The sequence below is a fragment of the Nostoc sp. DedQUE12b genome, assembly GCF_034530835.1.
Classification (GTDB): domain Bacteria; phylum Cyanobacteriota; class Cyanobacteriia; order Cyanobacteriales; family Nostocaceae; genus Nostoc.
On sequence record NZ_JAVRCI010000056.1, the window covers coordinates 20,374 to 46,163 of the forward strand.

A 25,790-nucleotide genomic window follows, 5' to 3' on the forward strand; every position below is an offset into this window, starting at 1 on the left:
TGAATGTATTAATATGGTTATCAAAGCTTGTGGACGGCAGGGGAGTTGAACCCCTTGGAGCCGGGATTAGGAGTCACGTCCAGCGCCACGCACCGCCCATGAGTTCACCAAGCAGCGAGGGTAAAACCTTGCTGCTTTGGTTTATATTTTTTTGAATTTTAGTCTGGTTATGGCAATCTCTGTTTCTTTTCCGGGGCCAAGAAGGTCGCGTAATTCTTGTTCAGTTTTTTCAATTTGATCTGTTAACTTGATAAACTCTTTTATCTTGTACGCTAGTGGGTCGAACCCTTCATCGGCATTCTTATCGACAGACTGAGAACCTGATTGCTGCTGAAAAGACTCTGTATTCATTCTTTCACTGCCCTGGCATACTTTTTCGTTTGAAATGGAAACTGCCGTGTTTTGTTTATTGGCATGATTGTTATCTTCCATCTCTAGCTCAATTGGAGGTACATCGGTCTGACGCTGATTTTTGTCCTCCAATAACACTCTAGAGACTAGAGGATTGAGGAAATAAAAATATTCCCCCCTGCCAGCGCCGTATGGAGATGTTGTTTCTCGACCTGCTATGCCTATATCAAAAAATTTTTTTAGGTATTTACTTGCGGTTGAGTTATCGCATCCAATCTGCTGAGACAGGTCTTTTGTCGATTTTGGGATATCATCAAGCAGATATAAAACTTTTCGACCTGTTACTGGTATAAACTCAATTTTTTCAAAGAATTGACGGATTTTTAACAGGGTTGAAAGTTCCCTTTCAGTGGCAGTCTCATTCTTATTAGTATTATCCAAGTCAAAATTCACAGATTCTTTTGTTGGAATGCCATTTTGTTCATGATTGTATAACTTGCCCAATTTGATTGCTTCAGTTGCCCAATCAAGAACGACCTTAGTTGACTCATGTAAAACAAAAAAAATTTTTACTGTTCCGTGAAGCTCACAACCAAGCAGATCATCTTTTTCGTCAAGTTCCTCCAAGTACCTGCCTGCTGTACGTCGATTAACGTCAAGTTCTTCAGCAACTTGTATAATTTTTGCCTTTTTTAAGAGATGGACGATGAACAAAGCAAGCAGCTTGAATTTAGGTAAATTCAATATTTTGTCTATTCGCTGCTTACTAGAATCATCGGCAGTGTACTTCAAATCAACTAGTTGACTACGCAGCACACCGTCATCTAGACTATGTGTTAGTCTAGACATACATAAACCTCCTTGAACATTGGGGTTTTGTGTTGGCTTCATTTCTATGCGGTGTAAGTGTCGTGGCTTGCCAAATTCACTCAGCTTACGCCGCTAGATATAGAAGCTTAGTTTTTGAGATAAGCAAACCAAGGTGTGCTTTGTAACTAAGCTACCATATAAAAATAACCGATGGAAGATAAAATCTTTTTTTTCCATCAATTCAAGCGATTTATTAGCTCTTCAGTCAATCTTAAAGTTTTTTAAAGCTTGATAGTTGGATTTTTTGGCGCATCTGCTAATTTTTGCTCTGGAGCTATCGATAAATTATTTTCGAGTTACTTGCTCCTTAAAAGTTAACAAAGTAGCGACTACTAATTATTACTTTGCTTAAAGATCAATACAATCCTTCTGCTTACCTCACTATTTTTGAGCGCAAATATTGAAGTGTCCATTTCGAGGAAAACTCCTCAAACGAGAACCAGTGACCAGTATTCTCTTGAACCCATATAGAGCCATCGTCTTCCTTGCGATTGCCGATGACAATTCCAAATTCTCTAGCCAAGCCATACCATTGGCTAAACAAGTCTGCTGGCTGATTATCTTCGCCAAGGGGCTGGTTAGGTCGCCATGCACCCTCAATTGCTTTGTTCAGCCAACCCCCAGGTTTTGGAATGGCTTTATGCTGTAATTGCTCTTTTAATGCCTCAATCGCAGTTAACACTACTTCTTCCTCAGCGTTCTTTATCGTCGGGGCAAGGGTCGTGTTCAACTCAATACCTAAAGCATCTAATTCATCTTTAATGGTATTGCTAATCCCATCTTGCATTTTTTTGTTTGAGAGAGATGGAACATTAGATTTTTTAGACGCAGAAGGCTTAGGTGAGCGAGAAAGACATTCATCTAATTCTTTTTTTAACCTAGCATTCTCTGCCTCCAGTCTCTCCAATCGCTGCTCTATTTCAGAAGCTTGAAGAATGCGCCCATAAATTGCTTCATGCTGGTCACGCAACCCCCTATTCTCGGCTTCAACTCTTTTAATCCTTTCCTTAAGTGTTTTAATGATTGCATCTTTGGAAGCATCTGAGCTTCTTTGTTTTGGTGGTATTCCCTTAATTTTTGAGTTGTTTTCCCTGAGATGTTCTATCCGAGCTTTAATTTCAGGCTCTTTATAAAGCCAAGCCTTACTCAGTCCAGAAGCTTTGGCAACAGTATTAAAGTTTATAACTCGTTGCTCTTTAATGAGCTTCTGAATTCCTTGCTCAACTTTCTCAAACGCTTCTTGGCGCTTCCTTTGAGCATTGCCACGTAGTCCATCAATATTGCGCTCAACCGTCATTTGCATCCACCTCCAACACGGAAATGATGTTCTCTAGATTAGTTTTCACCTTCTGGTTCATCTCAACTTGTCGCACCCATCCATTTGCTTCCGCTTTCTGAATAATCTGATTAGTCTGCTCTAGCTGTTGTTTGTGTTCTGCTAAATACTCAGAAGTTGTTCGGAAGTGGACGCAGGCTAAACAAGCATTTGCGTGCGGACATCCTTGAGAAATGGTAGGTAAGGCACAAGATCCATTGGGCAACGCCTGTGCATGAATATTTTTCTTGAACCATTGCAAATCAGCTATGTCTGCTTCTATGTTATGTGGTTCGACAACTTGCCCCGCAATATTCACAACTCTGCCTTGAAACTTGGCAATTTCTTCTTTCATTGTCTGGTCGTGAATATGTGCATAAACTGATGTCATGTTAGGACTTTCATGACCTAAATATCTCTGAACAATGTGCTGAGGAACACGATTATTTATCATCCGTGTTCCCACTGTATGACGAAACTGGTGGGTTTGAAAGTGCCATATATTACCAGAGTTGTCGCAAATATTTCTTTTTTTAGCTAAACGGTTGAGATGACTAGGTAATGTTTCCCGCAACATTACATAAGGGGACGGAACAAAGTTAGGTCTAACTGCCCCTGCATTTGCACAGAATAAATAGTTAAATTCTTCTTGATTAAAATGTTTACGGATGTATCTTTGTTGTTCTTGAATTACTCTTACAACCTCTCTCGATATAGGTATAGTAATTTCCTTTTTCATTTTGAATTGGTAATATTTTAGAAACCAATCTCCAGATTTATCCTGTAATAAACAATTAAAATTAAGGTTTACTAGCTCTGAAATTCGCATCCCACACTCTTGCAATACTAATATCATTCGCATTATTGGCTCTGCCAAATCATCCAAGTATTGATTAAGTTGCTGCATAACTTCTTCTGGAATGTAGCGAGGGAGTCTTTTTTCTATCTTAGGAAAATCTTCAGGACGAACCAAATACCTTCGGACATCAAGCCATTGATATTGATAAGCAGAATCAAAAAACAATTTTGCATCACTAATAAGCTTATATCGGGTACTTGATGCTAATTTTTGACCTGCTAAATATATTGTGTACTCAGTGATGATATTGCGGTTTATATTCTCTGGAGTAATATCTGGATAGTTTTCTGAAAAAAACTTTGATAATCTTTTGATTGAGTAAAGTTTTTCTTGCACAGAAGCAAATGTGATGGAACTCAAGCAAACTTTTAAATAAGTTTTCGCTGTCTCTTTCAACCAGTCTTGCTTTATAGGAACGAAATTTAGTTTATAACTGGATTTCCCTACACCACCCTCAACTCCCAATGCTCGACAATCCCAAATATCTTTAGAATACTCATGTTTAGGATTAACACTTACTTCCTTAGATTCTTGAATTAAAGGCAATGCCTCCGGTGTAAAAGTTTTATAGCACTGCTTACATATATAAATTTGAGTACCTGATGAATTTTTTCCATTTTTTCTAAAACTGGTACTTTTACACCTTGGACAGTTAATAAATTGATAGACTTTATTCTGCTTCTGAACTACTGGCTGATTCTGCGTCATATCTATTGTTCAAATATTTGTTATATTCTCTTTTCATGTCTTCATCGTTGACATGAACATAGGTGTCAATTGTGGTTTGAATACTTGCGTGGTTTAGTCGCTTTTGGACATAAGCCATTCCCACGTCTTCGCGAACTAGTTCTGTAGCGTGTGTATGTCTAAGCACGTGGGGATGAGCAGCAATCCCAGTTTTCCTTTTGAGGCGATTGAACAGATCCATAACATTGTTGTATGTCATAGCAGAGCCAATCTCTCCATCCCAAAGATTTACAAAAACATAGTCACTCAGGTCATCACCAAGTATTTCCATGAATTCATCTTGTAAATATTGGCTATAAAGTCCCATCAATTCCTTTGTGACATCGACATTGTAGGGAGAGTTACCTTTAGCACGAGCGCCATTAGCATTGTCGTTTCTAGGGATAACTTTAATGAGATTATCCCAAGACTGAATATCTTCATGCCTTAGACCTAGTGCTTGCCCAATTCTCATACCGCTTTCATGCAACAGACAAATCAAAAATTTATCCCTAATTCGCTTGCAATTATCGATAAGTTGTTTGACCTGCTCAGATGAAAGTGTTTTTGGATAATGCTTTGGTTCTTTGAGTTTTAGTAAACGGGTTCTTATCGATTTGCTTTTAGTTATATGATGCAAGAAGTTTTTATACTTCCTACCTGGCATGATCTGTGAGCGGTAGAGAGGAATATGTGGTACTTTGCCCGTTTTTTCGTGGAAATCATAAAGCATACAGACTGAAGTCAGAATCACATTTACAGTTGATTCTGTACGCTTGGCGACTACTTCTTGAATTGATGCAACTTTTTGAGGATTAGGACTTCTAAGCCATGCCATAAATTCGGCAAGCTCAATTACGCTAACTTGTGTCCAATCTAAATCGTAGGTTTGAAGGTATTCCCAATAAAGACTGAGGTGGTGGGCATAAGACCTAATTGTGTTTGGCGATCGCTCAATACTTTCTAAATAAGCTAGGTACTGCCGAATTGGTTCTATGGGCAAATAATCATCCCCTAGCACAATCCAGGTTACTTTCTCGCTCTTGGGGATGCGTACCCTTTGAACTTTCATTTACTTTGTAGACTTTATTGACTTTGTAGAATTGCTTAATTTTAAATAGTCTACAATGTGCAAATGTACTTGTCAAGTTGTTGTTGTTTACTTTAAAGAATTGTTTTTAAGAGCTAAAGATAACTCATTTTTGTCGGGCCGCCCGGTAGTGGGAAAACGATGCTAGCAAGGCGCTTACCGGGAATTTTACCGCCGTTGAGTTTTGCCGAATCTTTGGAAGTAACTCGCATTCATTCGGTAGCTGGTTTATTGAAAAATCGTGGTACATTGGTACGCGATCGCCCTTTTCGCAGTCCCCACCACTCGGCATCTGGGCCTTCTCTAGTTGGCGGTGGTAGCTTCCCTCGCCCTGGAGAAATATCATTATCTCACAGAGGTGTGCTGTTTCTAGACGAATTAACTGAGTTTAAACGAGATGTATTGGAATTTCTGCGCCAACCTCTAGAAGATGGCTATGTGACAATTTCTCGCACCAAATTATCGGTCATGTTTCCCGCGCAGTTTACTTTAGTTGCTAGTACTAATCCCTGTCCTTGCGGTTACTATGGCGATACTATCCAACAATGTACTTGTTCTCCCCGCCAACGCGAGCAATATTGGGCAAAACTTTCCGGGCCTTTGATGGATCGAATTGATTTACAAGTTGCAGTGAATCGCTTGAAACCAGAAGAAATTACCCAACAACCGACGGGAGAAACATCAATATCAGTACGCGAACGAGTCCAACAAGCAAGCGATCGCGCAATTACCCGTTTCCAAGGAGAAGCAAATCTGCGTTGCAATGCTCATTTGCAAAGTAGTCATCTTCAGAAATGGTGTAAGTTAGATGATGCTAGCCGCAATTTATTAGAAGCAGCAATTAGAAAATTAGGCTTATCGGCAAGAGCAAGCGATCGCATTCTCAAAGTAGCACGAACTATTGCAGATTTAGCGGGAGAAGATGAGTTAAAAACCAATCATGTAGCGGAGGCGATTCAGTATCGCACGATAGATAGAATGCAATAAAAGAGAACGCTAAGAGGTAGGAGAAATTAACTGACCAATGCGCTTGAGAATTTGCAAAACTGCGTACAGTTCTCTTGCGGATGCAAAGGGAGCAAAAACTCTTGACAAATCGTACTGTGGTGTATTTGTTTGCATCACTTTGACAAATAAAATATCGTCTCCATTCGTCACCATCCCAAACACAGGTTTACTGGGGTTGGGGTTAGCCATCATATAAGCTAGGGCTTGCGGTACAGCTGACCAAACTGAGAGTGTGGTTTTTTTCGACTCCAATACCATCACCCACAACTGATCTTGTAAGACTAAAACATCAATTCGTCCGCGTAGTATCTCTTCGCCATCATCTAATATTAGTTCCACGGATGATTCAGCCTTAATCTTGAAAGGAGGATCGTAAAATCCAGAGAGTGCAAGTATTGGTGACACCAACAATAATATGACTGTCCCTTCTAGTAAATCACCTCCAGCACGGTGATAAAGATACCTGCGGCGCACGACATCCACAGAGGTTTTTTCCGCTTCTGTAATTTCAGACAATCCCTCATACCACTCTGGGAAAAATTGCTCGTTTTCAACACGGACAAAACCAAATCGATTTTCTGCATCTTCTAGAGTGGTAATCACTTCTGTAATTGCTGCTGTCTGTGTCATTGCTTCTAGGTAAAAATTACTTTGCTATAGGATCAACATCAGCGCATCTTTATTATCGCCAATTAGCGCCGCAGCTACGCCCGTTGTAGACATCCCATTGTCATCTGACTATAAAATTCTAAATTACTCCCCAAGAACGCTTCACAAATATCCTTGGGAGGATGCCGCAACTCAGTAAATCAGTATCCAATATATCAGGGACTAAGCAACATCCCCTACAAGGAGACTGATTGGATGAATTTGCAAGAAATTTGGAAGTTATTACAAGAGACGTTCAAAGAATGGAGCGACGATAAAGCCTCGCGGTTAGCGGCGGCGTTAGCTTATTACACAATTTTTTCTATTGCACCATTGCTAATTATTGTAATTGCGATCGCAGGTGCGGTATTTGGAGAGGAAGCGGCAAGAGGTCAAATTGTCGGACAAATTCAAGGTTTAGTCGGGGTAGATGGCGCAAAGTTTCTCGAAACAGCCATCCAAAATGCTAACCAACCAAAGACAGGAGCGATCGCTTCGATTATTAGTGTTGTAGTTCTCCTATTAGGTGCTACAGGCTTATTTACTGAGTTGCAAGATGCCATGAACACGATTTGGGAAGTGAAACCCAAACCTGGACGTGGCATAAATAATATGATTCGCCTCCGCGTTTTGTCTTTTGCAATGGTGATCGGAATCGGCTTTTTACTTTTAGTTTCTCTAGTAATTAGTACGATACTAGCAACCTTAGTAACATACTTTAGTAACTTATTACCAGGTTTCGATTTCATCTGGCAAATTGCTAATTTAATCATCTCTTTTGCAATCACGACACTGCTGTTCGGACTAATTTTTAAAGTTCTACCAGATGTTAAAATTGCATGGAGTGATGTTTTAGTTGGAGCTGCTCTTACTTCAGGTTTGTTCTCTATTGGGAGATTCTTATTAGGACAATATTTAGGTAATGGCAGTTTTGGATCGACCTATGGTGCTGCTGGTTCACTAGTGGTAATTTTAGCTTGGGTTAACTATGCCGCACAGATTCTTTTCTTCGGTGCAGAATTTACTCAAGTTTATTCCCGAAGGCATGGAAGCGGCATAGTTCCAACTAAAAATGCTGTACATCTATCTGATAATACAAACTATAATGGCAAGGCTCCAACAAGACAAGCATCAACTAATAAAAAGCCATCCTCTCGCTTTATTAATCGCTTTTTTCAGTATTTTAGAAAGCCCAAACGCTTAAAGCAGAGAAGAAAAAATCAGCGATTTTAATCCTTCATTCTTGGAGATTTATATTTGTAAATCTAATAGATATTGAAGTATCTAATATCCAGCCCAGTGAATTAGTTCTTATTGCCACAGCTGATGAGTAAATAATTCAGCAATTCTGAATTATTTTTATACTGAATTTTCCAGAATTGTATTGAAAAAGGAAGAAAATTAGTGCTAATGGAAAAATGGTTTTTTATCAATTGGCAAGCAATTTTTATTCCTAGCATCAGCATCTTTGAATTGATTATCCGCGGATCGCTGGTATACTTAGCGCTATTCTCAGTACTACGCCTACTTCCTAGTCGGCAATTAGGAACACTAGGAATTACTGATTTACTTGTAGTTGTGCTATTTGCGGAAGCTGCTCAAAATGCTATGGCAAGTAATTACACATCAATTACTGAAGGGGCGATTCTGGTCGGAACAGTAATTTTTTGGAGTTACTTGCTAAACTGGTTAGGCTACAAACTTCCCCAGTTTCAACGTTTCTTGAATCCGCCACCATTGCTACTGGTAAAAAACGGTCGGATGATTGAACGCCATCTGCAACGAGAGTTAATTACAGATGATGAGTTGATGAGCAAGTTACGTCAGCAAGGTGTGGAATTTTTGGCTGATGTGAAGTTGGCATATATGGAGGCTGACGGCAGGATTAGTATCATCACGTCGGATTCAAAAACTAGTTCCGTCCCTGAGCAAAAAGTACCGTTAAAAAGCGATGTACATTAATTAGACTGTAAAATATGACGGTTGTATTCTGTGCCGAACTGTGATTGAGCGTTATACTTTGCCCGAAATGGCTAATCTGTGGAGTGAAACCTATAAACTAAAAACTTGGCTGCAAGTCGAAATTGCTGTTTGTGAGGCTCAAGCTGAACTTGGTTACATTCCATCTGAGGCGGTTGAGGAAATTAAAGCCAAGGCAGATTTTGATCCAAAGCGGGTGCTAGAAATTGAGGCTGTAGTCCGGCACGATGTCATTGCTTTTTTGACAAACGTCAATGAATATGTTGGTGATGCCGGACGCTACATTCACTTGGGTTTAACTAGTTCGGATGTTTTGGATACAGCTTTAGCACTGCAATTAGTTGCTAGCCTGGATATATTATTGCAACGTTTGGAAGATTTGATTCAGGTAATTCGCCAAAAAGCACGGGAACATCGTCATACAGTGATGGCTGGCCGATCGCACGGTATTCATGCTGAACCGATTACTTTTGGTTTTAAACTAGCTGGTTGGTTAGCAGAAGTGTTGCGACACCAAGAACGTCTGAGAATACTCCGCAAAACGATCGCTGTCGGTAAAATTTCCGGTGCAGTCGGAACCTATGCCAATATTGAACCGCGTGTAGAAGCGATCGCTTGTCAAAAACTCGGACTCGAACCCGATGCAGCCTCAACCCAAGTTATTTCCCGCGATCGCCATGCTGACTACGTGCAACAATTAGCTTTGGTAGCCGCAACCATTGAACGCTTTGCTGTAGAAATTCGCAATCTCCAAAAAACAGACGTTTTAGAAGTTGAAGAATTTTTCGCCAAAGGTCAAAAAGGCTCCTCAGCCATGCCACACAAGCGTAACCCCATCCGGTCGGAACGATTGACGGGAATGGCACGACTCGTCAGAAGTCATGCTGGTGCAGCTTTAGAAAACGTTGCTTTATGGCATGAACGAGACATTTCTCACAGTTCTGTGGAACGGGTAATTTTGCCAGATGCTTGTACTTTGACGCATTTTATGTTGTCAGAAATAACCGATTTGGTCAAAAACCTGTTGGTTTATCCTGAGAATATGAAACGCAATCTCAACTGTTACGGCGGCGTTGTGTTCAGCCAAAAAGTGTTACTGGCTTTGATAGACAAGGGAAGCAGCCGAGAAGAGGCTTATGCGATCGTTCAAGAAAGCGCTCACGCTGCTTGGAATCAGCCAGAAGGAGACTTCCAAGACTTGATTAGCAAAGATCCGCGTGTTACCCAAAAGTTGTCTTCAGCAGAACTAGAGGTTTGTTTCGACCCCCAGCAACATCTGCGGCATTTAGAAGAAGTTTACCAACGATTAGGTATTTAGGATTAATTTGCTTGTAGTAAGCGTTTAAACGCTTACTACAAACCTGTTACCCCAAAAATACGCAGATATCACAAAAAAGATATACAGTGAATTTCAAGTTAGTGAGGTATCAAAGTTACAGCAGTTTTCATGTATAGCTAAGTGCTGAGTTCTGAGTGCTGAGTGCTGAGTGCTGAGTGCTGAGTGCTGAGTTCTGAGTGCTGAGTGCTGAGTGCTGAGTTCTGAGTGCTGAGTTCTGAGTGCTGAGTAAAAATCCAGTTTTTTCAAGACTTTGAGCAATCAACACTGTCCTAATCTGTGTGACTACGGCTATATTTGAAGCACACCCATCGTAGGGGCGCAAGGCCTTACGCTCCTACCGCGTGGTCTATTTACCTGAAAATAGCTGTAAGTCTCAAAGTCAGGTATAAAGCCTGTCTTGCTTCTGTTAGCACAGCCCATTCTGACCCTTTGGCAGGCTCAGGGCATCGCTCCTGAATTCTAAATTCTGCTGTGTAAAGATCCCAACAACATTTAATATTGCAATCTGTTTGATGCTCGAATTATTGCCAGCACTGGGTAGTATACATAACAAATACTTAGTTATTTATTAATATTACGAGTGCTTTGATGATTGAAATCCTAGCCACACTTTCTGCATCTGCAGCAGCAGGAATGAGAATAGGCACACCTTTGCTAATTATTGGCTTATTGCAGGGTAGCAACTTGTGGTCACAAGTTCCAATTTTATCTCACATTTCTCCACCAATATTATTATGTTGCCTCACCAGTTGGTCATTAATTGAATTATTAGGCTCAAAAAAGCTCTGGGGGCAAAGATTACTCCAAGTGATTCAGTTATTCATGTCTCCCCTTGTAGGCGCAATTATGGGGTTAGGAGTAGCTACAGCAACAGCAACTCCAAACTGGCTGATTGCCATAATTGGAGGTTTATTAGCTTTGGTACTCCAGCTCGTCCAAATTGGTTGGTTCTATCGGTTACGTGGCTTACCACTGTGGGCAGTCTTTCTTCAAGATACCTTGTGCATTGCTCTAGTACTATTTGCCTTTGATGCTCCTTGGCAAGGAGGAGTAATTGCTTTAATACTGCTTTGGTTCGCAGTTCGTAGTGCGAAGCAGTGGTATAACTGGTATCGGCAGAAAAGTTAGGAGTTAAAAGTGAGAAGCGATGCTCTGAGCCTGCCGTACCCCTCCGGGGAAGCAAGCTAGGCGGAGCGTCTCGTAGAGAAGGGTTAGCAATAAAGATAGAAATTAAGAGTGAAAAGTTAGCGAGAAAAATTTAAAACTTCTAACTCTTAACTCCTAACTCTTTTCATTTACTGCAAAAGCCCAATCATGTGCAAGAAGCCGTGACCGGTAATCAGCTCTACGATTAAGGCAATAAAACCCAGCATCGCAATCCGACCATTCCATACTTCAGCACTAGTTGTCAGACCCCATTCCCAACGCTCTTGGGGGTACATTTTTACCATTTTTTTCATTTGGGCAGCTTGCGAAAGCTTGAAGCTGGGGTTTTTCAGTGCATCAATCACTAATTCGGCTAGTGCATTAATAAACACTGGATGGGTATTGGGAGCCGGTACACGGCGGAAGTTGTGAATTCCTGATTCTTCGGCTACTTCTCGATACTCAATATCAATTTCTTGTAGTGTCTCGATATGCTCTGAGACAAAACTGATTGGCACCACAACCAAATCTTTCACGCCTTCTGCGCCTAGTTCTTTGAGGGCATCTTCAGTATAGGGTTGGAGCCATTCTACTGGGCCGACACGACTTTGGTAAGCTAAGGTGTGGGCATTGGGTCGATTGAGAGTCTGCATAATCAACGCAGTACATTCTTCAATTTCTATCTGGTAAGGGTCGCCTGCTTCTTCAACGTAGCTTTTCGGAACGCCATGAGCACTGAAGAATATATGAACGTCATCCGGGTTAGGGAATTGCTCAAGTTCCTGGGCTATGAGTTGCGCCATTGCTTGAAGATAGCCTGGTTGTTTATACCAAGAAGGAATGACGGTGTAATCAATCGGTTGAAGTTTTGGATCTTCTTGCCAAAGTTTATCTAAAAGCCGGAAGCTGGAACCACTGGTACTGATAGAAAACTGGGGATATAGTGGTAATATTACCAGGTGTTCTACCTTATCTTGGGTAATTTGGGCGATCGCCTCTTCTGTATAGGGATGCCAATAACGCATTCCCACGTAGATATTAACTTCTTGCCCCAAATAACCTAACTGTTCTTTTAGAGCTTCACCTTGGGCTTCTGTAATCTGCCGCAATGGGGAACCACCACCGATTTGCTTATAATTTTCTTGAGATGTTCTGGTTCGCCGTGTGGCAATAAACCAGGCTAGGGGCTTTTGCAACCAGCGAAATGGTAGGCGAATAATTTCCGGATCGGAAAATAGATTGTACAAAAACGGCCCGACATCTTCTAGCTTATCAGGGCCACCGAGATTGAGTAATAAGACGCCTACACGACCCATAGCAGTTACTTTCCCCCAATCTTTTCAGGTTTTTTACTAATGTTAACAATATATCTTTATTAAATATAAAGCTTAATAGCAAGGAAATATGCAATGGCAACAATTTTAAGAGATTGGAGTTACCGCTATCAGTGGTTATATGATGGTATCTCTCGTTTAGCAGCCTTAAGTGTAGGTGGTGAAGCGCGTTTTCGGCAACTTGCTTTGCAAGGCTTAACAATTCACTCAGATACTCAGGTTTTAGATTTATGTTGCGGTAGTGGCCAAACGACGGAGTTTTTAGTAAAAACTTCACAAAATGTAACAGGATTAGACGCTTCACCCAAGTCTTTGCAACGGGCGCGGCTAAATGTCCCGGAAGCTTCATACATAGAAGCTTTTGCTGAAGAGATGCCATTTGCAGATAATTTGTTTGATGTGGTACATACCAGCGTTGCATTACACGAGATGCAGCCTCAGCAATTACGAAAAATTATTAATGAAGTTTATCGGGTGCTGAAGCCAGGAGGAGTGTTTACATTGGTAGATTTTCACGCTCCAACAAATCCGATGTTTTGGCCTGGGATATCGGTGTTTTTATTGCTGTTTGAGACGGAAACAGCTTGGGAATTACTGAAAACTGATTTAGCTGAGTTGTTAGCTAAGACTGGCTTTAAAGTGAATAAGTCTACTTTATATGCGGGTGGGAGTTTGCAAGTGATACAGGCGAAGAAGTGAACAATACTACTTTATTAATGGCAGTGAGGAGACTCTGCTATTAATAGAGTATAGGTTGTTTTTATATAGTACTTAAGCAAGTAGGCTGTGAAAAAATGACGCAAGAACTAATAGACCTCAAAAAGAGTATTTTGGAAGGACGTTATGCAGATGCCTTAGCAATTGTAGACGAATTAGAAGGCATGAGTAAACAAGCTATTCTGCGGAATATCCAAGCTTATTTAAGGATTCTACTGATTCATTTGATTAAAAACCAAGTAGAACAACGATTAACTGGTTCTTGGGCAAATTCTATTCGTAATTCAATCCGAGAAATTAAAAGTCTTAATATCAAAGATAATAAAAAATCTTACTATATTAATTTAGGTGAGTGGGAGAACTTGATAAAAGAGGAAGTGATTGAAGATGCGATCGCTGATGCTAGTGATGAAGTAATGAATGGAGTATATAATCAATTCCAACTGTCTGAAATAGTGGATAGGAACCAAATTATTCAGACTGCGTTGAAGTTTTTGGCGCTAACTTATTCTTATTCAGCTAAGGAATTAACCGCAGTTGTGGCTGAAAATTTAATTCAGTTATCCGGTGGAGAAGATTGGAAAACAGGTAGGCGGTAAAATTTTTTAATCCCTAATAGGGATTTTGATAAATTGCAATTTTTATATCCGAAAAGTATTACTAAGCGGATTTGTGTTTCAATCCCTAATAGGGATTTTGATTAATTGCAAGCTATGGCAATAATCACAGATTTAACTTGGCAACGTTTCAATCCCTAATAGGGATTTTGATTAATTGCAATGCAATTGAGCATGGTAGTCTTGGTGAATTTAAGGTTTCAATCCCTAATAGGGATTTTGATTAATTGCAATGCGGGAGCCTGAAAGGCAAGCTATATTTAGTTTTCAAGGTGCGGTTGCGCGATTCTAGAGCAATCATAGCATTAGAGAATTTCTTTGAAAAGAGTGTCGGGAAAGGTTGAAGGCTGAAACTCAATTATTGTAAGCATTTCAGAGATTGCGCGGATGAATTTGGACAATTAGTGGGGTGAAACGCTTGCTGGTGTTGAGATAGAAGCACTTTTTTTCGGGTGTGAAATTTGTACACCTACCCTTGCACGCATTTCACCATACAGTAACCTAAATATAAGGGAACTTAGTAATTCAACGTAGAGATGATGAAAGAAATAACGCGCCGCAAATTTATTGCAACAGCTACGGTGGCGACAGGTTTTGCCCTTGCAGTACAACCCATTTCTGCCGGAGTCATCACTACTGATGCCAAGGGGTTAGTAGCTGGTGCAGTGAAAATTCCCGTCAAAGATGGCGAAATTCCTGCCTATAGAGCAGCACCAGCAACTGGTGAAAATTTCCCCATTATTCTGGTAATCCAGGAAATTTTTGGCGTACACGAGCATATTCAGGATATCACTCGTCGCTTTGCTCGGTTGGGATATTTAGCGATCGCACCAGAATTATTTGTGCGTCAAGGCGATGTCTCGAAGTTAAGCAATATAGACGAAATTCGTCCAATTGTTGCCAAAGTACCAGATGCCCAAGTGTTATCCGATCTTGATTCCACAGTTGAGTGGGCAAAGAAGTCAGCTAAGGGTAATGGCGAGAAGTTGGGAATTACAGGTTTCTGTTGGGGCGGTCGTATTACCTGGTTATATGCTGCGCATAATCCCCAGGTGAAGGCAGGTGTAGCTTGGTACGGGCGACTTGTGGGCGATGCTACCAAACTTCAGCCCCAGTATCCCGTCGATGTTGCATCAAAACTGACAGTCCCGATTCTCGGACTCTATGGTGGGAAGGATACAGGTATTCCTCTTGATACAATAGAGCAGATGCGCGATCGTTTACAATCCAGTAGCAGCAAATCTGAAATTTTCGTCTATCCCAATGCACCCCACGCATTTTTTGCCGATTATCGCCCCTCCTACCGTGAGAAAGAAGCTCAGGATGGTTGGAAACGCCTCTTGGCATGGTTTAAGGAAAATGGTGTTTAAAAAATTAACTACTCATGAACTGTAACGCTGAACAAAGTCCCAAATTGCTTCACTGGCGTTCAGCCCCAGCTTGGCATTAAATTTGTTTAGGGACTTCCAAAGAATAAATTATTCCAAGAAAGGGACTTCCAGTTAAAAAATATCCCGTCGTAGGGGCGCAAGGCCTTGCACCCCTACAAATTTATAAATAATTTGGGATAATTTATTTTTTACAAGTCCCTTATCTTCAGAAAAATTACAGTAAGCTTTGTTTGTTGCACGATTTAATTGATTTGCGGTATTGCTCGGAGTTTAAGATACTAAATCAGAAAACACAGTTGAATAAAGTCATACTGAAATTATGACTTTATTCACATTTGGAACTTTGGACAAAAAAAGGGAGTTTAGGAACTCCTTTTTAATTAGTATTATTTCTTACTTAAATATTTAGTTTTACTGGATTTTATATACAATCATAGCAATTAATACGGCAAGACCTAGCGCTCTGCGAAAATAATTAACGCCTTGAAATAGCTCCATCCATGCCCAAGTAAACAAGGAGCCATATGCCACAAAGTCTAACGCTGTATTGATTTTGCCACTTGTAAAAACTAGGGTTAGTAAACTAGCTACTATCCAAAGAATCAGTGGTGGGTTTGGCATTTGAGCCAAAACAATTTTACCATTGCTATCACGGAAGGTTTTATCAACTAACGTATTTTCCATTGTTTGAGATTGCTACTTAGGTAATAGTTATTAACTTGCAAAAATTCCTGAGTGATGTTTTGATAATAGGCTGAGGGAGGTTTGATTGCAAGTTATTTAATAAAATTAAAACATTAAAACAATTCTATTTCCACCTATCTAATTGCTGAGATTAGAGCAGTAAAGGATATTCATATATGACTATATTGAAAGACATACTTTTAACAATTCAATTAATGATTGCAACACCAAAATAGAAAAGCCTCCCATTGTGGGAGGCTGAAAAGTTAGCGGAGAAAACTTGTTAAACTACGGTGCTACTACACCAATCGCTCCTCCTAATGCAGAGAAAATGGCGGAGACGAATGCTGTGGCAAATAGCCACCACGCTGCTGAAGCTGCGGCTTTGCGGGTTTCTTCTGCTTGCCGCTGTGCTTGATGCTTAACCTGTTCTAGACGGCGTTGGGCTTCATGCTGTATACGTTCTGCACGTTGCAATACTGTGTTGCGTGCCCGTTCAATTTGATCGATGATCCGGTTGGCATCTTCTTCGGAGATGTCCTCACGAGAACTCATAATTGCCACTAGGGTATCACGGTCAAAGGAGGACAAGCGATCGCGCAGGGCATCGAATCCTGCTTGGGGATCGTCAAAAACTGTGCGAATATCGCGCTTAATATTATCATAGTTAAGTTCTGGGCGATCCAGGGAGTTAAGATAGTTGCGAATGCGGGCAAAAACCCCATCAATTGCATCTTGAATGCCCCGTTGAATGCTCCGTACTTGTTCGACAAATTGCTCCCTTACGGACACTATATTATCGGCAATCCGCGCAGCTTCTTCATCAGAAATATCTTCCCGAATTTTCAGCAGGGCAATGATGGTATCACGGTCAAACTGGGAAAGGCGATCGCCAAAACTTTCTACTCCAACTCGCGGATCGTGCAACAATAATTGCAAGTCGCGTTTGATACCTTCTGGGTTGAGTTCTTCTTTACCCGTTTGACGCAGATACTCTTCCAAATAACCTTTGAATGATTCTACTCTTTGTTGTGTACGGCTAGCTAGACGACGAGGCGCACGCACAAAGTTACGAATCGAAGTTTGGGTGGAATCAATGATTTCATTGACTTGTTCTTCACTCAAGTCTTGGCGTTGACTGAGCAATTTCACCAGTGTATCTCTGTCTACCCGCGACAACCGACGGCGCAATGCGACGGCTCCTTCTTTGGGATTTTCAAACAATTTGGTCAAATCTCGCTGAATACCTTCTGGATTCAGTTCTTGTTTCCCAGTATTGCGGAGATAATCTGCGATCGTTGTTGTCACAGAGTCGTATTGCTCTTTAGCTTTATCTACTACAGCTTGGGGTGTGTGGCGAATATTATGCCATGACTCTTCAGTAGCATTGATGATTTGATTAACTTGATCTTCACTCAAATCTTGCCGCTGACTCAACAATTGTACTAAGGTATCGCGGTCAAAGCGAGACAAGCGCGCCCGAATTGAGCTAATTCCAGCTTGCGGATCTTCCAGTAGCTTTTTGAAGTCGGCACGGATAGCATCAGGATTCAGTTCTGATTTGCCTGTGTTACGCAGATATGATTCTACATTCAGCCACAGTGTTTCTGCTTGATATTGTGCTTGTTCTGCTAATCCTTTGGATTCTACCAAGACGCGATCGCGTTGTTTTTCTAACTCATCGAGAATGCTATCTACTTCATACAGCTGGACATCATTACGCTGTAGCAATATCTCCCGAATTTCTTGGCGTTCAATGTGCGCCAGCCGCAATGTCAGGGTTTCGTAATCTGCCTCTGAGTCTTCCAACAGTGGTTTAAAATTCCGCTCAATGCCTTCGGCTGTCAAATCTGCCTTGGGAGTAACGAGCAGATAACTTTCTACTGCGCGTTGCAAGTCTTGAACTATCTCTCTTTCTTCAATAGCTCTGACTGTTATTAGCACTTCTTGGCGGACAGTTTCTAGTTGATTTGCAATGCGTTGAATTTGGCCTTGAGTAAGCAATCCCCGTTGTTGCAACATTTTGACGAAATCATTGCGGGATAGTCGTTCTAGTTCCCGGCGGACGATTCCAGGGTCAGCTGCTGGGTCGTAGATGACATCATGAAATTCTTGGGCAATTCTTTCTGGACTCAGTTGCCAAGCATAAGTATTGTACAGGTAGTTTTCGACATCAGCCCGAATTGGGCTATAGGGTTGTGATGGGGTTGGCAAGCCTAACTTATCTGCTTGTTGGGTGACTTTATCTTTAGCGCTAGTGAGACTACCCAAGATTTTTTCTACATCCAAATCAGGCAAATCTGTCCGTCCCAGCACAGTGGCGGTTAAGGCGGATAGTCCTTGCTGGATTGTACTTTGCATTGGGCCAGGGGCTGCCTTTTGGTTTTGGTCAGCTTCTTTGGAACCACCTTTTTCTGCTAATAACCGATCCAGTTTGGCGTTGAGTTCATCTGTTTTGGTTTGTCCTGGTGGGAGTGATTTCAGATAATCCATTAACTCACCCAGCCGATCTTCTGTGGGTGGTTGCTGACTTACCACTTGTTGCCAAACTTTATACAAGGTATCAGCAATGCGGCTAACATCTTTTTTGGAAAGATCGGTGCGGCTGCTGACTAACTCGATAAACTTTTGGCGGTCGATGTTGCGGATATCTGGAGTCCCGGCGATCGCTTTTAATTGTGGATCGTTGAGTAAATTTTCAAAATCACTCCGAATCTTTGACACATCGAGTTCTGGAGGACGGATCTTTTCTAAGTAATCTTCAATGTTTTCCCGGATACTCACGGGGTCGATGGCGCTTCCTAGTTCTCGACGAACAGCGGCGGCGGCGGCTTCGGCTGTGGCTACCACTTGGTTATTCACAGCTTTAGCGCCTAGTGCGGCGGTAGCAGTCCCCATAATCGCCTGAAACCCAGATGTTGCCGTATTTACGACCGAGCCAACTAAGGAGCCGACTGTGGTGGAACTTACCCAAACTAAAAGCAAAAAGTAAGCACCCCAAATCACCAAACCGAGAGTCGCTCCCAATCCTCGGTCTGAGATGACAAGGCTCAATTTTACTGCTAGATAAGAAGCGATTAATAAGGCGATCGTTACAGTAACTAATGTCCAAATACCTACTGCTGTGCCAATTTTGCGAATGCTGCCGCCCAAACTTTCACTTTCCCCATTATCTGAATCCGAATCAGATGAGTGCCCCAGGTAGGAAATACCGGCTGCAAGGGAGAGATTAGTTAGAACTAATTGGAAAGCAAAGGCTAGAATCACACCGGAGATTAAAGCCACAAAAAAGCGCGGCCCAGAAATGAGAGCCGAGGCCTGTGCTGGCGTGACGTTTGAGGGGTCTACTTGAACCTGTGCTAACCATAATAGTGGTTTATAGAGTCCCACCATGATTTCCGTACTTTGGAACATTGTATTTCCTTCTACCTACTAAGTTTAAATTTGGGGGAATTAAGAATTTCTTGAGAAGCAACTCTTAGTATTTATGTTTCTACCTATGGCAATACCTAACTCTTTAGATCAGAATCGTAGAATTTAGCTCCTTAAAGCATCTCTCCAAGGGCTGAAAACCGTATCCAGCGGAAGATATAACTTTTAGGTATCTCAGGATTAATAATTAATAAAATTAGCAATTATTATTTACTATGTAAGGCTAATTTTTAATTTTAACTGCTTACTTTGTAGCGAGTAACTCTATTTAAATACTAGTTTGCTTTCAGATAATAGTTTAAACTTATTTAAATATCTATTTTTTATCACCCTCTCTAGGTGGATTTATTTTTAACAATACCTTTGTGCTCGTCGTCCATAAGAAATGCTTGTGGTTTCTACCTACAGGCAGAAATAATTCTAGTTCTGAATAGCTACATTAAAGTTAACAAACGAATCGTTGAGGTCAAAAAATGGCAACTTGGTTTTCCAGACATTTGCCAATAATTTGAACAGAATACAATGGTTGCGATCGCAACGATTTTCTGTTTGCCCAAACTCCTCAAGCCGAGATATGGAACCGTCGTTTGGCAATAATTCGCTTTATTGCGTATTTACTTTCGGGCTTAGTTGACTATAGGGTTCTGCATGAAATTTTGCGCTTGATTAGTTAGGAAAGCATTTAAAGAATAGCAAACCAACTTGATTTGGAAGGGACAAACAATGGAAACTCGTTCATCTACTGATTTACCACCTATTGCTAAAGCTTACAATGGCCGCGATCGCAATGAATTTCTGTTTGGTTTTACTCCCCAAGCTGAAATTTGGAATGGTCGCTTGGCAGCCATTGGCTTTCTTGCCTATTTACTTTGGGACTTAGCTGGTTATAGCGTCCTACGTGACGTTTTACATCTGATTGGCTACTAGAAACTAAAGACTTAAAAAGTTAGTAGAATTTGGAGAAAAAAATGGCAACTCAAGAAACTCGTCCTTCTACCGATTTACCAGTTGTAGCACCTGAATACAACGGTATAGACCGCAATGCATTTTTGTTTGGTTGGACTCCTCAAGCGGAAATATGGAATGGTCGCTTGGCGGCAATTGGATTCCTTGCTTATTTACTTTGGGATTTAGCTGGTTATAGCGTCCTGCGCGACGTTTTACATCTGATTGGCTACTAGTATGCCACACGGATTATGACATGTTAATTAAGTTCGTAGTCAGGACTTAAGTTCTGATTACGAACTTACCAAGATATGGAGCAACTTGCTCTTGTACTGATATCATGTTCGCTTGATTACTTATTAAACCCGAAGAACCCCACCCCGCCAAAACTACACTTTGTCTCCCCTCCCCGCAAGCGGGGAGGGGATTAAGGGGTGGGGTGCAATGACTGTGGAAATCATAACTAATTATGCGAACATGATATGATTTACCAGATGTTACAGCAGAATATAACAGTGTTAATCTTCTACACTTACTTTCCTGAGTTTAATTAATTAGACCTCTTGCATAAGTTGAATCGACCCCCCTTGTGTATACATAAGTCTGAAATAGTTGATTAACCAAGGTTTTACCCCACCCTAACCCTCCCCTTATAAAGGGGAGGGAACAAAATATCTGATTTCCCCCCATTTATAAGGGGGGATTAAGGGGGGTAATTCGACTTTTGTGTACACCGTAGCCTTCACAAGGGGAGGGTTGGGGAGGGGTGATTCAAGGATTTTTGCAAGAGGTCTATTGCATAGTAGTGAAAAAGCCACCTAAAACTAGGTGGCTTATCTATAATAAAAATTACTTAAATTTCAAACAGCAATTATTCCTCAATACAACTGGGAATACCCAGAACAGCACAGGGGAAATTAGAACCTAAACCCTCAATCATGGGATGATTAACAGAGTTGCAACCTAGAAATAGAATATCAGCAGCTTCTGATTCAACAACTTTGTTAAGTTCTATAGCAATGGAGCCAAACCGCAGGTGAGATTTAAAGGAACCTTGCCATTCTTCAGCCAAACTCCGTGCTTGCCAGAGAATTATATCTGCTTGTTGTAGGGGAGTGATAGCTGTCTGTAACTTGGGTTGAGTTAATACCTGTGTGACAGACTTTGATACCAGATTAACTTCACATTCCAATGAAGGCTGTTGTTGTGGAAAAGTCAAGATATTTGGATACTGACTACTTTGATTATCTTCTATTACATAAACGGCTTGAACCGTAACTTCTGCATTAGTGGCTAAACGCGTTTGATGGGCAATCCAAAAAGCAATATCTAATGCTGTATGACTTTTAGGAGATGCGTCATAAGCAACAATTAAGTTAATTGCTTTTGAGCTTTGAGGTTTTTGAGAAAAAGGTTTTTTTGGTTCTGGCAACAGTACCATTTGTTCAATTAAGTCATCTCGACCTGTGGCACTTTGCAGACGCGCTAACATTGGCTTAATTTGCACAGCTTTACTTCTCCCAATGAAATGAATTAGTAATGAGAAGCAGGGCGACCAATTTTAGATTTTGGGCTTCGGCTACACTCAGTCGAAGGATTTTGGATTTTAGATTGAGTGACGAGAACCAAAATTTCAAATCTTAAATCAGTCAAGGAAACCCCAATAATAACTGTATTACAGCCAAAGTCTTGGGGGTTCCTTCCATTGCCTACGGAGTTAGCTGACGGGCTAAGACTGGAAGGTGTCTCTCTCTTAGGAGTGCTGAGTGCTGAGTGGTGAGTGCTGAGTTAAAACTTTTTACTCTTAAATTGCCGCTCTCTGCAAGATTAGCCCCAAACATTGGTTCCTCCGTTCCAAATTCAGCTTTCATGAATTTGAATTAGGCTACCCACTAAAAAAATGATAATCTAATTTACTCGTCTTGGGCAAAATATCGATCGAGGAAATTTAGGGCGTGGTTGCGGAGTTCAAAATACTCTTTTGAGTTTCGCATGGCGGCGCGATCGCGTGGATGCTCAAAAGGAACTTCTAATATCTCTCCTATACTAGCAGCTGGACCATTAGTCATCAAGACGATGCGATCGGACATATAAATTGCTTCATCTACATCGTGGGTAATCATCATCACTGCCTGACGATTATTTTCCCAAATATCCAATACCTGCCGCTGCAATTTACCACGAGTTAGCGCATCTAGTGCCCCAAAAGGTTCATCCATTAGCAACATTTTGGGACGAATTGCTAAAGCTCTGGCAATACCTACTCGTTGTTTCATACCTCCAGAAATTTCATCGGGATATTTGTCAGCCGCCGCCGTCAAGTTTACCATTGCCAAGTGTTCATTTACAATGCTAATTTTCTCAGATCGATTAGCATTTTTTAACACTTCATCGACAGCTAAACGGATATTTTCTCGCACTGTTAACCAAGGTAACAGCGAATAATTCTGAAATACCATCATCCGTTCGGCTCCTGGCTCACGGATTTCTTTTCCATCTAGCCGCACTGAGCCGGAAGTCGCTTTTTCTAAACCCGCTACTATCTTTAGTAGAGTTGATTTTCCACAACCAGAGTGACCAATTACAGAAATATATTCATCTTCATCAATCGTTAGATTAACGCCATCTAAAACGACAAAGTTATCTTTATCAGGTGTCGGATAAGACTTGACTAAATTTTCAATTTCTAAAAATCCGCGGCGGGGCATAACTTTGGTCTGAGTATTAATAGGTAATGAGGTATATTCCATCATCAAAATGCTCCAGAAATAATTTAGTCATCAGTCAATATTTGAACTTGGAATTTAAGACATGAAAAACTTAGTAGGAGCATTAGCCCTGATGGCAAAACTATTTAGATAGCCCACCGGATCGCTGGGGTCGAAGCTTTTCTTATCTATAAATACTTCTGGTGGTTCGACCTTGTAATCATCCTTGGGACACTGAATGCCCATTTCAGATGCTATCTCCCGATATAAATCTGCTCTCCAGCCAAGTTCTGCTAGTTTATCGGCATTTTTGGGGAATTCCTTTATTTGTCCCCACCGCGCTGCTTGTGTCATCAACCACATACTTCTGGATCTCCATAAGAATGTGGAGTGTTCTCCTGGCTGTTTGGGAATGTTGTCAGGAATATCGAAGAAAATCGTGGTGTCAGCAGCTTTGATGGTGCGGTCTTTACCGTCAAAGCCGCCATAGTTGTAATCGCCGAGAATTGCCGGACCTGTAAATTTCGCAATTGGGGCATTTTTCTTTTTAGGTCTAGCACCTGTAAAGGAACGGTCTGTTATCAGTTCGGCGACTTCTTGGCGGTTTTCTGCTTTGCTGCAATACTGACAGGCTTCAATCATCGCCTTGACTAAAGAACGATAGGTTTTGGGATATTTCTTGATGAAAGATTCCATCACGCCCAAAAGCCGATCTGGATGTCCCAACCAGACTTCTTTGCCTTGTGCAAAGGTGAAGCCGATGTTTTCGTTACCTGTTATTGCCCTTGTGTTCCAAGGTTCTGCAACCATGTAAGCTTGCATTGCACCAATCCGCACATTTGTCACCATTTGGGGGGGTGGAACGATGATGACGCGAAACTCTTTAAGGGGATCAACACCTGCGGCAGCGGATAAGTAACGGATAAAGTATTCGTAAATGGAGGAACTTAATACTACTGCCCAAACTCTGTTTTCTGGCGGTTGCTTGTCAAAGTAACCTCGGAAATCGCGCCCAAAGGCTTCTAAAGCACCATCGCCATATTTTTCTTGATACTCGTACCACGGACGTAGCCCAAAATCCCACATGGCTTTGTTCATGGTCATGGCGTTACCGTGGCGGTGGATGGTCATGGCTGCACACAAGGGGGCATGGCGTGCGCCTTCAGCACCAATTCTGGCATTAGTAACTGCACCAGATACCACAGGTGAAGCATCTAGGCGACCAAAAATTACACCATCGCGGGAGGTGGCCCAACTGGCTTCGCGGTTGAGTGTAACGTTCAAACCATACTTGCGGAAGAAGCCTTTTTTCCAGGCGATCGCAAATGGCGCACAATCATTAACGGGAACGTAACCAACTGTCAGATCGGCTTTTTCTAGGTCGCCGCTTTTAACTACTGGTTGCACAGCTAAGGCTTCTTCTGTCAATCCTTTAGCTGATCTATCTCCTGAAATCCCACAGGAGGACAGCGCCATTCCCGCCGTTGTTGCTCCTATTCCTTTAATAATATCTCGTCGAGTCCAATTAATATCACCCATTCTTGTAGCTCCATTGGTGATGAATTATCACGTTCCAGGCACAGAGTCATGTTACATCTTGCTGTTTTGATAGCAGCCGAATTTTGTTAGTTGGAAGTTTTAGGGCGATGGGTTACTAATTCTTGGATTTTGTCCACGGCAAAATCTAGAATTAACCCAGTTACACCAATTACCAACACAGCTAAAAAGACTGAACTCAAGTTTAAGCGACTCCATTCATCCCAGACAAAGAAGCCGATACCAATACCGCCTGTGAGCATTTCCACGGCGACGATTACCAGCCAAGCTATGCCTAAACTAATTCGTAAACCTGTAAAAATATACGGCAAACTTGCAGGCCAAATGATTTTTGTAATCCGCCGCCAACGTGGCATTTCCAACACTCGTGCCACATCTAAATAATCTTTGGGAACGCTAGAAACTCCTAAAGCGGTATTAATAATTGTTGGCCATAAGGAAGTAATAAAGATGACAAAAATGGCTGAAGGATCTGCTAAATTGAAAATTGCTAAGGCGATGGGTAGCCAAGCTAGGGGCGATACAGGTTTAAAAATTTGAATGATCGGATTGAGCGCTAGCATTGCCGGTCTGGACATCCCAATTAGAAACCCCAGAGGAATCGCTACTACCGCACCCAACAAAAAGCCTACTAATACCCGGCGCAGACTTGCTATTAACAACCAACCAATTCCCAAGTTCCCTGGGCCTCGCTGGTAGAAGGGATTTAAGATGTAGTCTAGATTAGCAATTAACGCTTCTGGTGGGGTGGGCATCAATTCATGGTTGGCAAGTGCAACAATCCACCACAGCACAATTATTCCCAAGAACCCCAACACAGGTAGAAAGAAGACATCTCTAACGACGACAGGTTTTGTCTTTTTCCAAGCAGCTTGTCCAGCGATCGCAGCGATCGCTGCTAAATTTAATTGGAATATCATTTACAACCTCAACAGATTTAAGTGCAGGTACAAAGAATCCGAGCAGTACCAGCCTTGGACACCGATGAGATCGGAACATTATAAAAAAAATGCCGTCTCTTCAGTCTCCTCTCAATGCCTACGAAGTTAGCTGACGGGCTAGGGCTGAGAGAT

At 41.5% G+C, this 25,790-nt stretch carries 23 protein-coding genes, 1 pseudogene and 1 riboswitch; of the genes and pseudogenes, 10 read left to right on the forward strand and 14 right to left on the reverse strand.

Annotation, left to right across the window (positions count from 1 at the left end; genetic code table 11):
- Window positions 1-141 precede the first annotated feature (141 nt).
- The 4 genes from RMY16_RS23435 to RMY16_RS23455 form a co-directional block, all read right to left on the reverse strand.
- Window positions 142-1,242 carry a hypothetical protein gene (locus tag RMY16_RS23435; RefSeq protein ID WP_322738367.1) on the reverse strand — a complete coding sequence of 367 codons (1,101 nt, stop codon included), beginning with the start codon at window positions 1,240-1,242 and terminating at the stop codon, window positions 142-144.
- Between the two features lie 352 nt (window positions 1,243-1,594).
- Entirely contained in the window at window positions 1,595-2,518 is a 924-nt protein-coding gene (locus RMY16_RS23440; RefSeq protein WP_322738368.1) for a DUF6262 family protein, read from the reverse strand.
- Window positions 2,508-4,103, reverse strand: coding sequence for a tyrosine-type recombinase/integrase (locus RMY16_RS23445; RefSeq protein WP_416211691.1), 1,596 nt, complete (start codon window positions 4,101-4,103; stop codon window positions 2,508-2,510). The genes RMY16_RS23440 and RMY16_RS23445 overlap by 11 nt, the downstream gene beginning before the upstream one ends.
- Window positions 4,066-5,193 carry a tyrosine-type recombinase/integrase gene (locus RMY16_RS23455; protein ID WP_322738369.1) on the reverse strand — a complete coding sequence of 376 codons (1,128 nt, stop codon included), beginning with the start codon at window positions 5,191-5,193 and terminating at the stop codon, window positions 4,066-4,068. Before RMY16_RS23455 ends, RMY16_RS23445 begins: the two co-directional genes overlap by 38 nt.
- A gap of 123 nt (window positions 5,194-5,316) precedes the next feature.
- Between RMY16_RS23455 and RMY16_RS23460 the strand changes: the two are divergent.
- A pseudogene (locus RMY16_RS23460) lies at window positions 5,317-6,198 on the forward strand (YifB family Mg chelatase-like AAA ATPase); the annotation flags it as partial.
- Between the two features lie 9 nt (window positions 6,199-6,207).
- Here RMY16_RS23460 and RMY16_RS23465 read toward each other — a convergent pair.
- A complete protein-coding gene (locus RMY16_RS23465; RefSeq protein ID WP_322738370.1) occupies window positions 6,208-6,849 on the reverse strand; it encodes a type I restriction endonuclease in 642 nt (213 codons plus the stop codon).
- A 234-nt stretch (window positions 6,850-7,083) separates the two neighbouring features.
- On the opposite strand from RMY16_RS23465, the gene RMY16_RS23470 reads away from it, so the two are divergent.
- From RMY16_RS23470 to purB, 3 genes are all read left to right on the forward strand, one after another.
- Window positions 7,084-8,100 carry a YihY/virulence factor BrkB family protein gene (locus tag RMY16_RS23470; protein WP_322738371.1) on the forward strand — a complete coding sequence of 339 codons (1,017 nt, stop codon included), beginning with the start codon at window positions 7,084-7,086 and terminating at the stop codon, window positions 8,098-8,100.
- Window positions 8,101-8,277: 177 nt separating this feature from the next.
- Window positions 8,278-8,829 carry a DUF421 domain-containing protein gene (locus tag RMY16_RS23475; protein ID WP_322738372.1) on the forward strand — a complete coding sequence of 184 codons (552 nt, stop codon included), beginning with the start codon at window positions 8,278-8,280 and terminating at the stop codon, window positions 8,827-8,829.
- A 40-nt stretch (window positions 8,830-8,869) separates the two neighbouring features.
- The gene (gene purB, locus RMY16_RS23480; RefSeq protein ID WP_322668016.1) at window positions 8,870-10,165 is read left to right on the forward strand and encodes an adenylosuccinate lyase; all 1,296 of its coding nucleotides are present in this window, start codon (window positions 8,870-8,872) and stop codon (window positions 10,163-10,165) included.
- Window positions 10,166-10,292: 127 nt separating this feature from the next.
- On the opposite strand, the gene RMY16_RS23485 is transcribed toward purB, so the two are convergent.
- Window positions 10,293-10,451, reverse strand: coding sequence for a hypothetical protein (locus RMY16_RS23485; protein WP_322738373.1), 159 nt, complete (start codon window positions 10,449-10,451; stop codon window positions 10,293-10,295).
- 323 nt (window positions 10,452-10,774) lie between these two features.
- On the opposite strand from RMY16_RS23485, the gene RMY16_RS23490 reads away from it, so the two are divergent.
- On the forward strand, window positions 10,775-11,314 hold the full coding sequence (locus tag RMY16_RS23490; protein WP_322668015.1) for a DUF4126 domain-containing protein: 540 nt from the start codon (window positions 10,775-10,777) through the stop codon (window positions 11,312-11,314).
- Window positions 11,315-11,481: 167 nt separating this feature from the next.
- On the opposite strand, the gene hemH is transcribed toward RMY16_RS23490, so the two are convergent.
- Window positions 11,482-12,648, reverse strand: coding sequence for a ferrochelatase (hemH, locus tag RMY16_RS23495; protein WP_322738374.1), 1,167 nt, complete (start codon window positions 12,646-12,648; stop codon window positions 11,482-11,484).
- 93 nt (window positions 12,649-12,741) lie between these two features.
- Between hemH and RMY16_RS23500 the strand changes: the two genes are divergently transcribed.
- The 3 genes from RMY16_RS23500 (at window position 12,742) to RMY16_RS23510 (ending at window position 15,370) form a co-directional block, all read left to right on the forward strand.
- Entirely contained in the window at window positions 12,742-13,365 is a 624-nt protein-coding gene (locus RMY16_RS23500) for a class I SAM-dependent methyltransferase (RefSeq protein WP_322738375.1), read from the forward strand.
- Window positions 13,366-13,460: 95 nt separating this feature from the next.
- Window positions 13,461-13,982, forward strand: a complete 522-nt coding sequence (locus RMY16_RS23505) for a DUF29 family protein (RefSeq protein ID WP_322738376.1) — start codon at window positions 13,461-13,463, stop codon at window positions 13,980-13,982.
- A 557-nt stretch (window positions 13,983-14,539) separates the two neighbouring features.
- Window positions 14,540-15,370, forward strand: coding sequence for a dienelactone hydrolase family protein (locus RMY16_RS23510; protein WP_322668032.1), 831 nt, complete (start codon window positions 14,540-14,542; stop codon window positions 15,368-15,370).
- A 432-nt stretch (window positions 15,371-15,802) separates the two neighbouring features.
- Here the strand turns inward: RMY16_RS23510 and RMY16_RS23515 are convergent, their stop codons facing one another.
- The 3 genes from RMY16_RS23515 to RMY16_RS33110 form a co-directional block, all read right to left on the reverse strand.
- Window positions 15,803-16,075, reverse strand: coding sequence for a hypothetical protein (locus RMY16_RS23515; RefSeq protein ID WP_322668011.1), 273 nt, complete (start codon window positions 16,073-16,075; stop codon window positions 15,803-15,805).
- Between the two features lie 288 nt (window positions 16,076-16,363).
- Entirely contained in the window at window positions 16,364-19,489 is a 3,126-nt protein-coding gene (locus tag RMY16_RS23520) for an MFS transporter (RefSeq protein WP_322738377.1), read from the reverse strand.
- A gap of 438 nt (window positions 19,490-19,927) precedes the next feature.
- A complete protein-coding gene (locus RMY16_RS33110; protein ID WP_416211692.1) occupies window positions 19,928-20,101 on the reverse strand; it encodes a hypothetical protein in 174 nt (57 codons plus the stop codon).
- A gap of 129 nt (window positions 20,102-20,230) precedes the next feature.
- Between RMY16_RS33110 and RMY16_RS23530 the strand changes: the two genes are divergently transcribed.
- Both RMY16_RS23530 and RMY16_RS23535 read left to right on the forward strand, forming a co-directional pair.
- Window positions 20,231-20,434 carry a high light inducible protein gene (locus RMY16_RS23530; RefSeq protein WP_322668009.1) on the forward strand — a complete coding sequence of 68 codons (204 nt, stop codon included), beginning with the start codon at window positions 20,231-20,233 and terminating at the stop codon, window positions 20,432-20,434.
- Window positions 20,435-20,475: 41 nt separating this feature from the next.
- The gene (locus tag RMY16_RS23535) at window positions 20,476-20,688 is read left to right on the forward strand and encodes a high light inducible protein (RefSeq protein WP_094350426.1); all 213 of its coding nucleotides are present in this window, start codon (window positions 20,476-20,478) and stop codon (window positions 20,686-20,688) included.
- A 635-nt stretch (window positions 20,689-21,323) separates the two neighbouring features.
- Here the strand turns inward: RMY16_RS23535 and RMY16_RS23540 are convergent.
- The 4 genes from RMY16_RS23540 to ntrB all read right to left on the reverse strand — a co-directional run bounded on the left by RMY16_RS23540 (window position 21,324) and on the right by ntrB (window position 25,637).
- Window positions 21,324-21,944: a universal stress protein gene (locus RMY16_RS23540; protein ID WP_322738382.1), complete on the reverse strand. Its 621-nt coding sequence runs from the start codon at window positions 21,942-21,944 to the stop codon at window positions 21,324-21,326.
- Between the two features lie 202 nt (window positions 21,945-22,146).
- A riboswitch (cyclic di-AMP (ydaO/yuaA leader) is annotated at window positions 22,147-22,328 on the reverse strand.
- A 37-nt stretch (window positions 22,329-22,365) separates the two neighbouring features.
- Window positions 22,366-23,202: an ABC transporter ATP-binding protein gene (locus tag RMY16_RS23545; RefSeq protein ID WP_322668030.1), complete on the reverse strand. Its 837-nt coding sequence runs from the start codon at window positions 23,200-23,202 to the stop codon at window positions 22,366-22,368.
- Between the two features lie 54 nt (window positions 23,203-23,256).
- Window positions 23,257-24,699 (reverse strand): ABC transporter substrate-binding protein, encoded by a 1,443-nt coding sequence (locus tag RMY16_RS23550; protein ID WP_322738378.1) that lies wholly within the window; start codon window positions 24,697-24,699, stop codon window positions 23,257-23,259.
- An 86-nt stretch (window positions 24,700-24,785) separates the two neighbouring features.
- A complete protein-coding gene (gene ntrB, locus RMY16_RS23555; protein WP_322668007.1) occupies window positions 24,786-25,637 on the reverse strand; it encodes a nitrate ABC transporter permease in 852 nt (283 codons plus the stop codon).
- Between the last annotated feature and the right edge of the window lie 153 nt (window positions 25,638-25,790).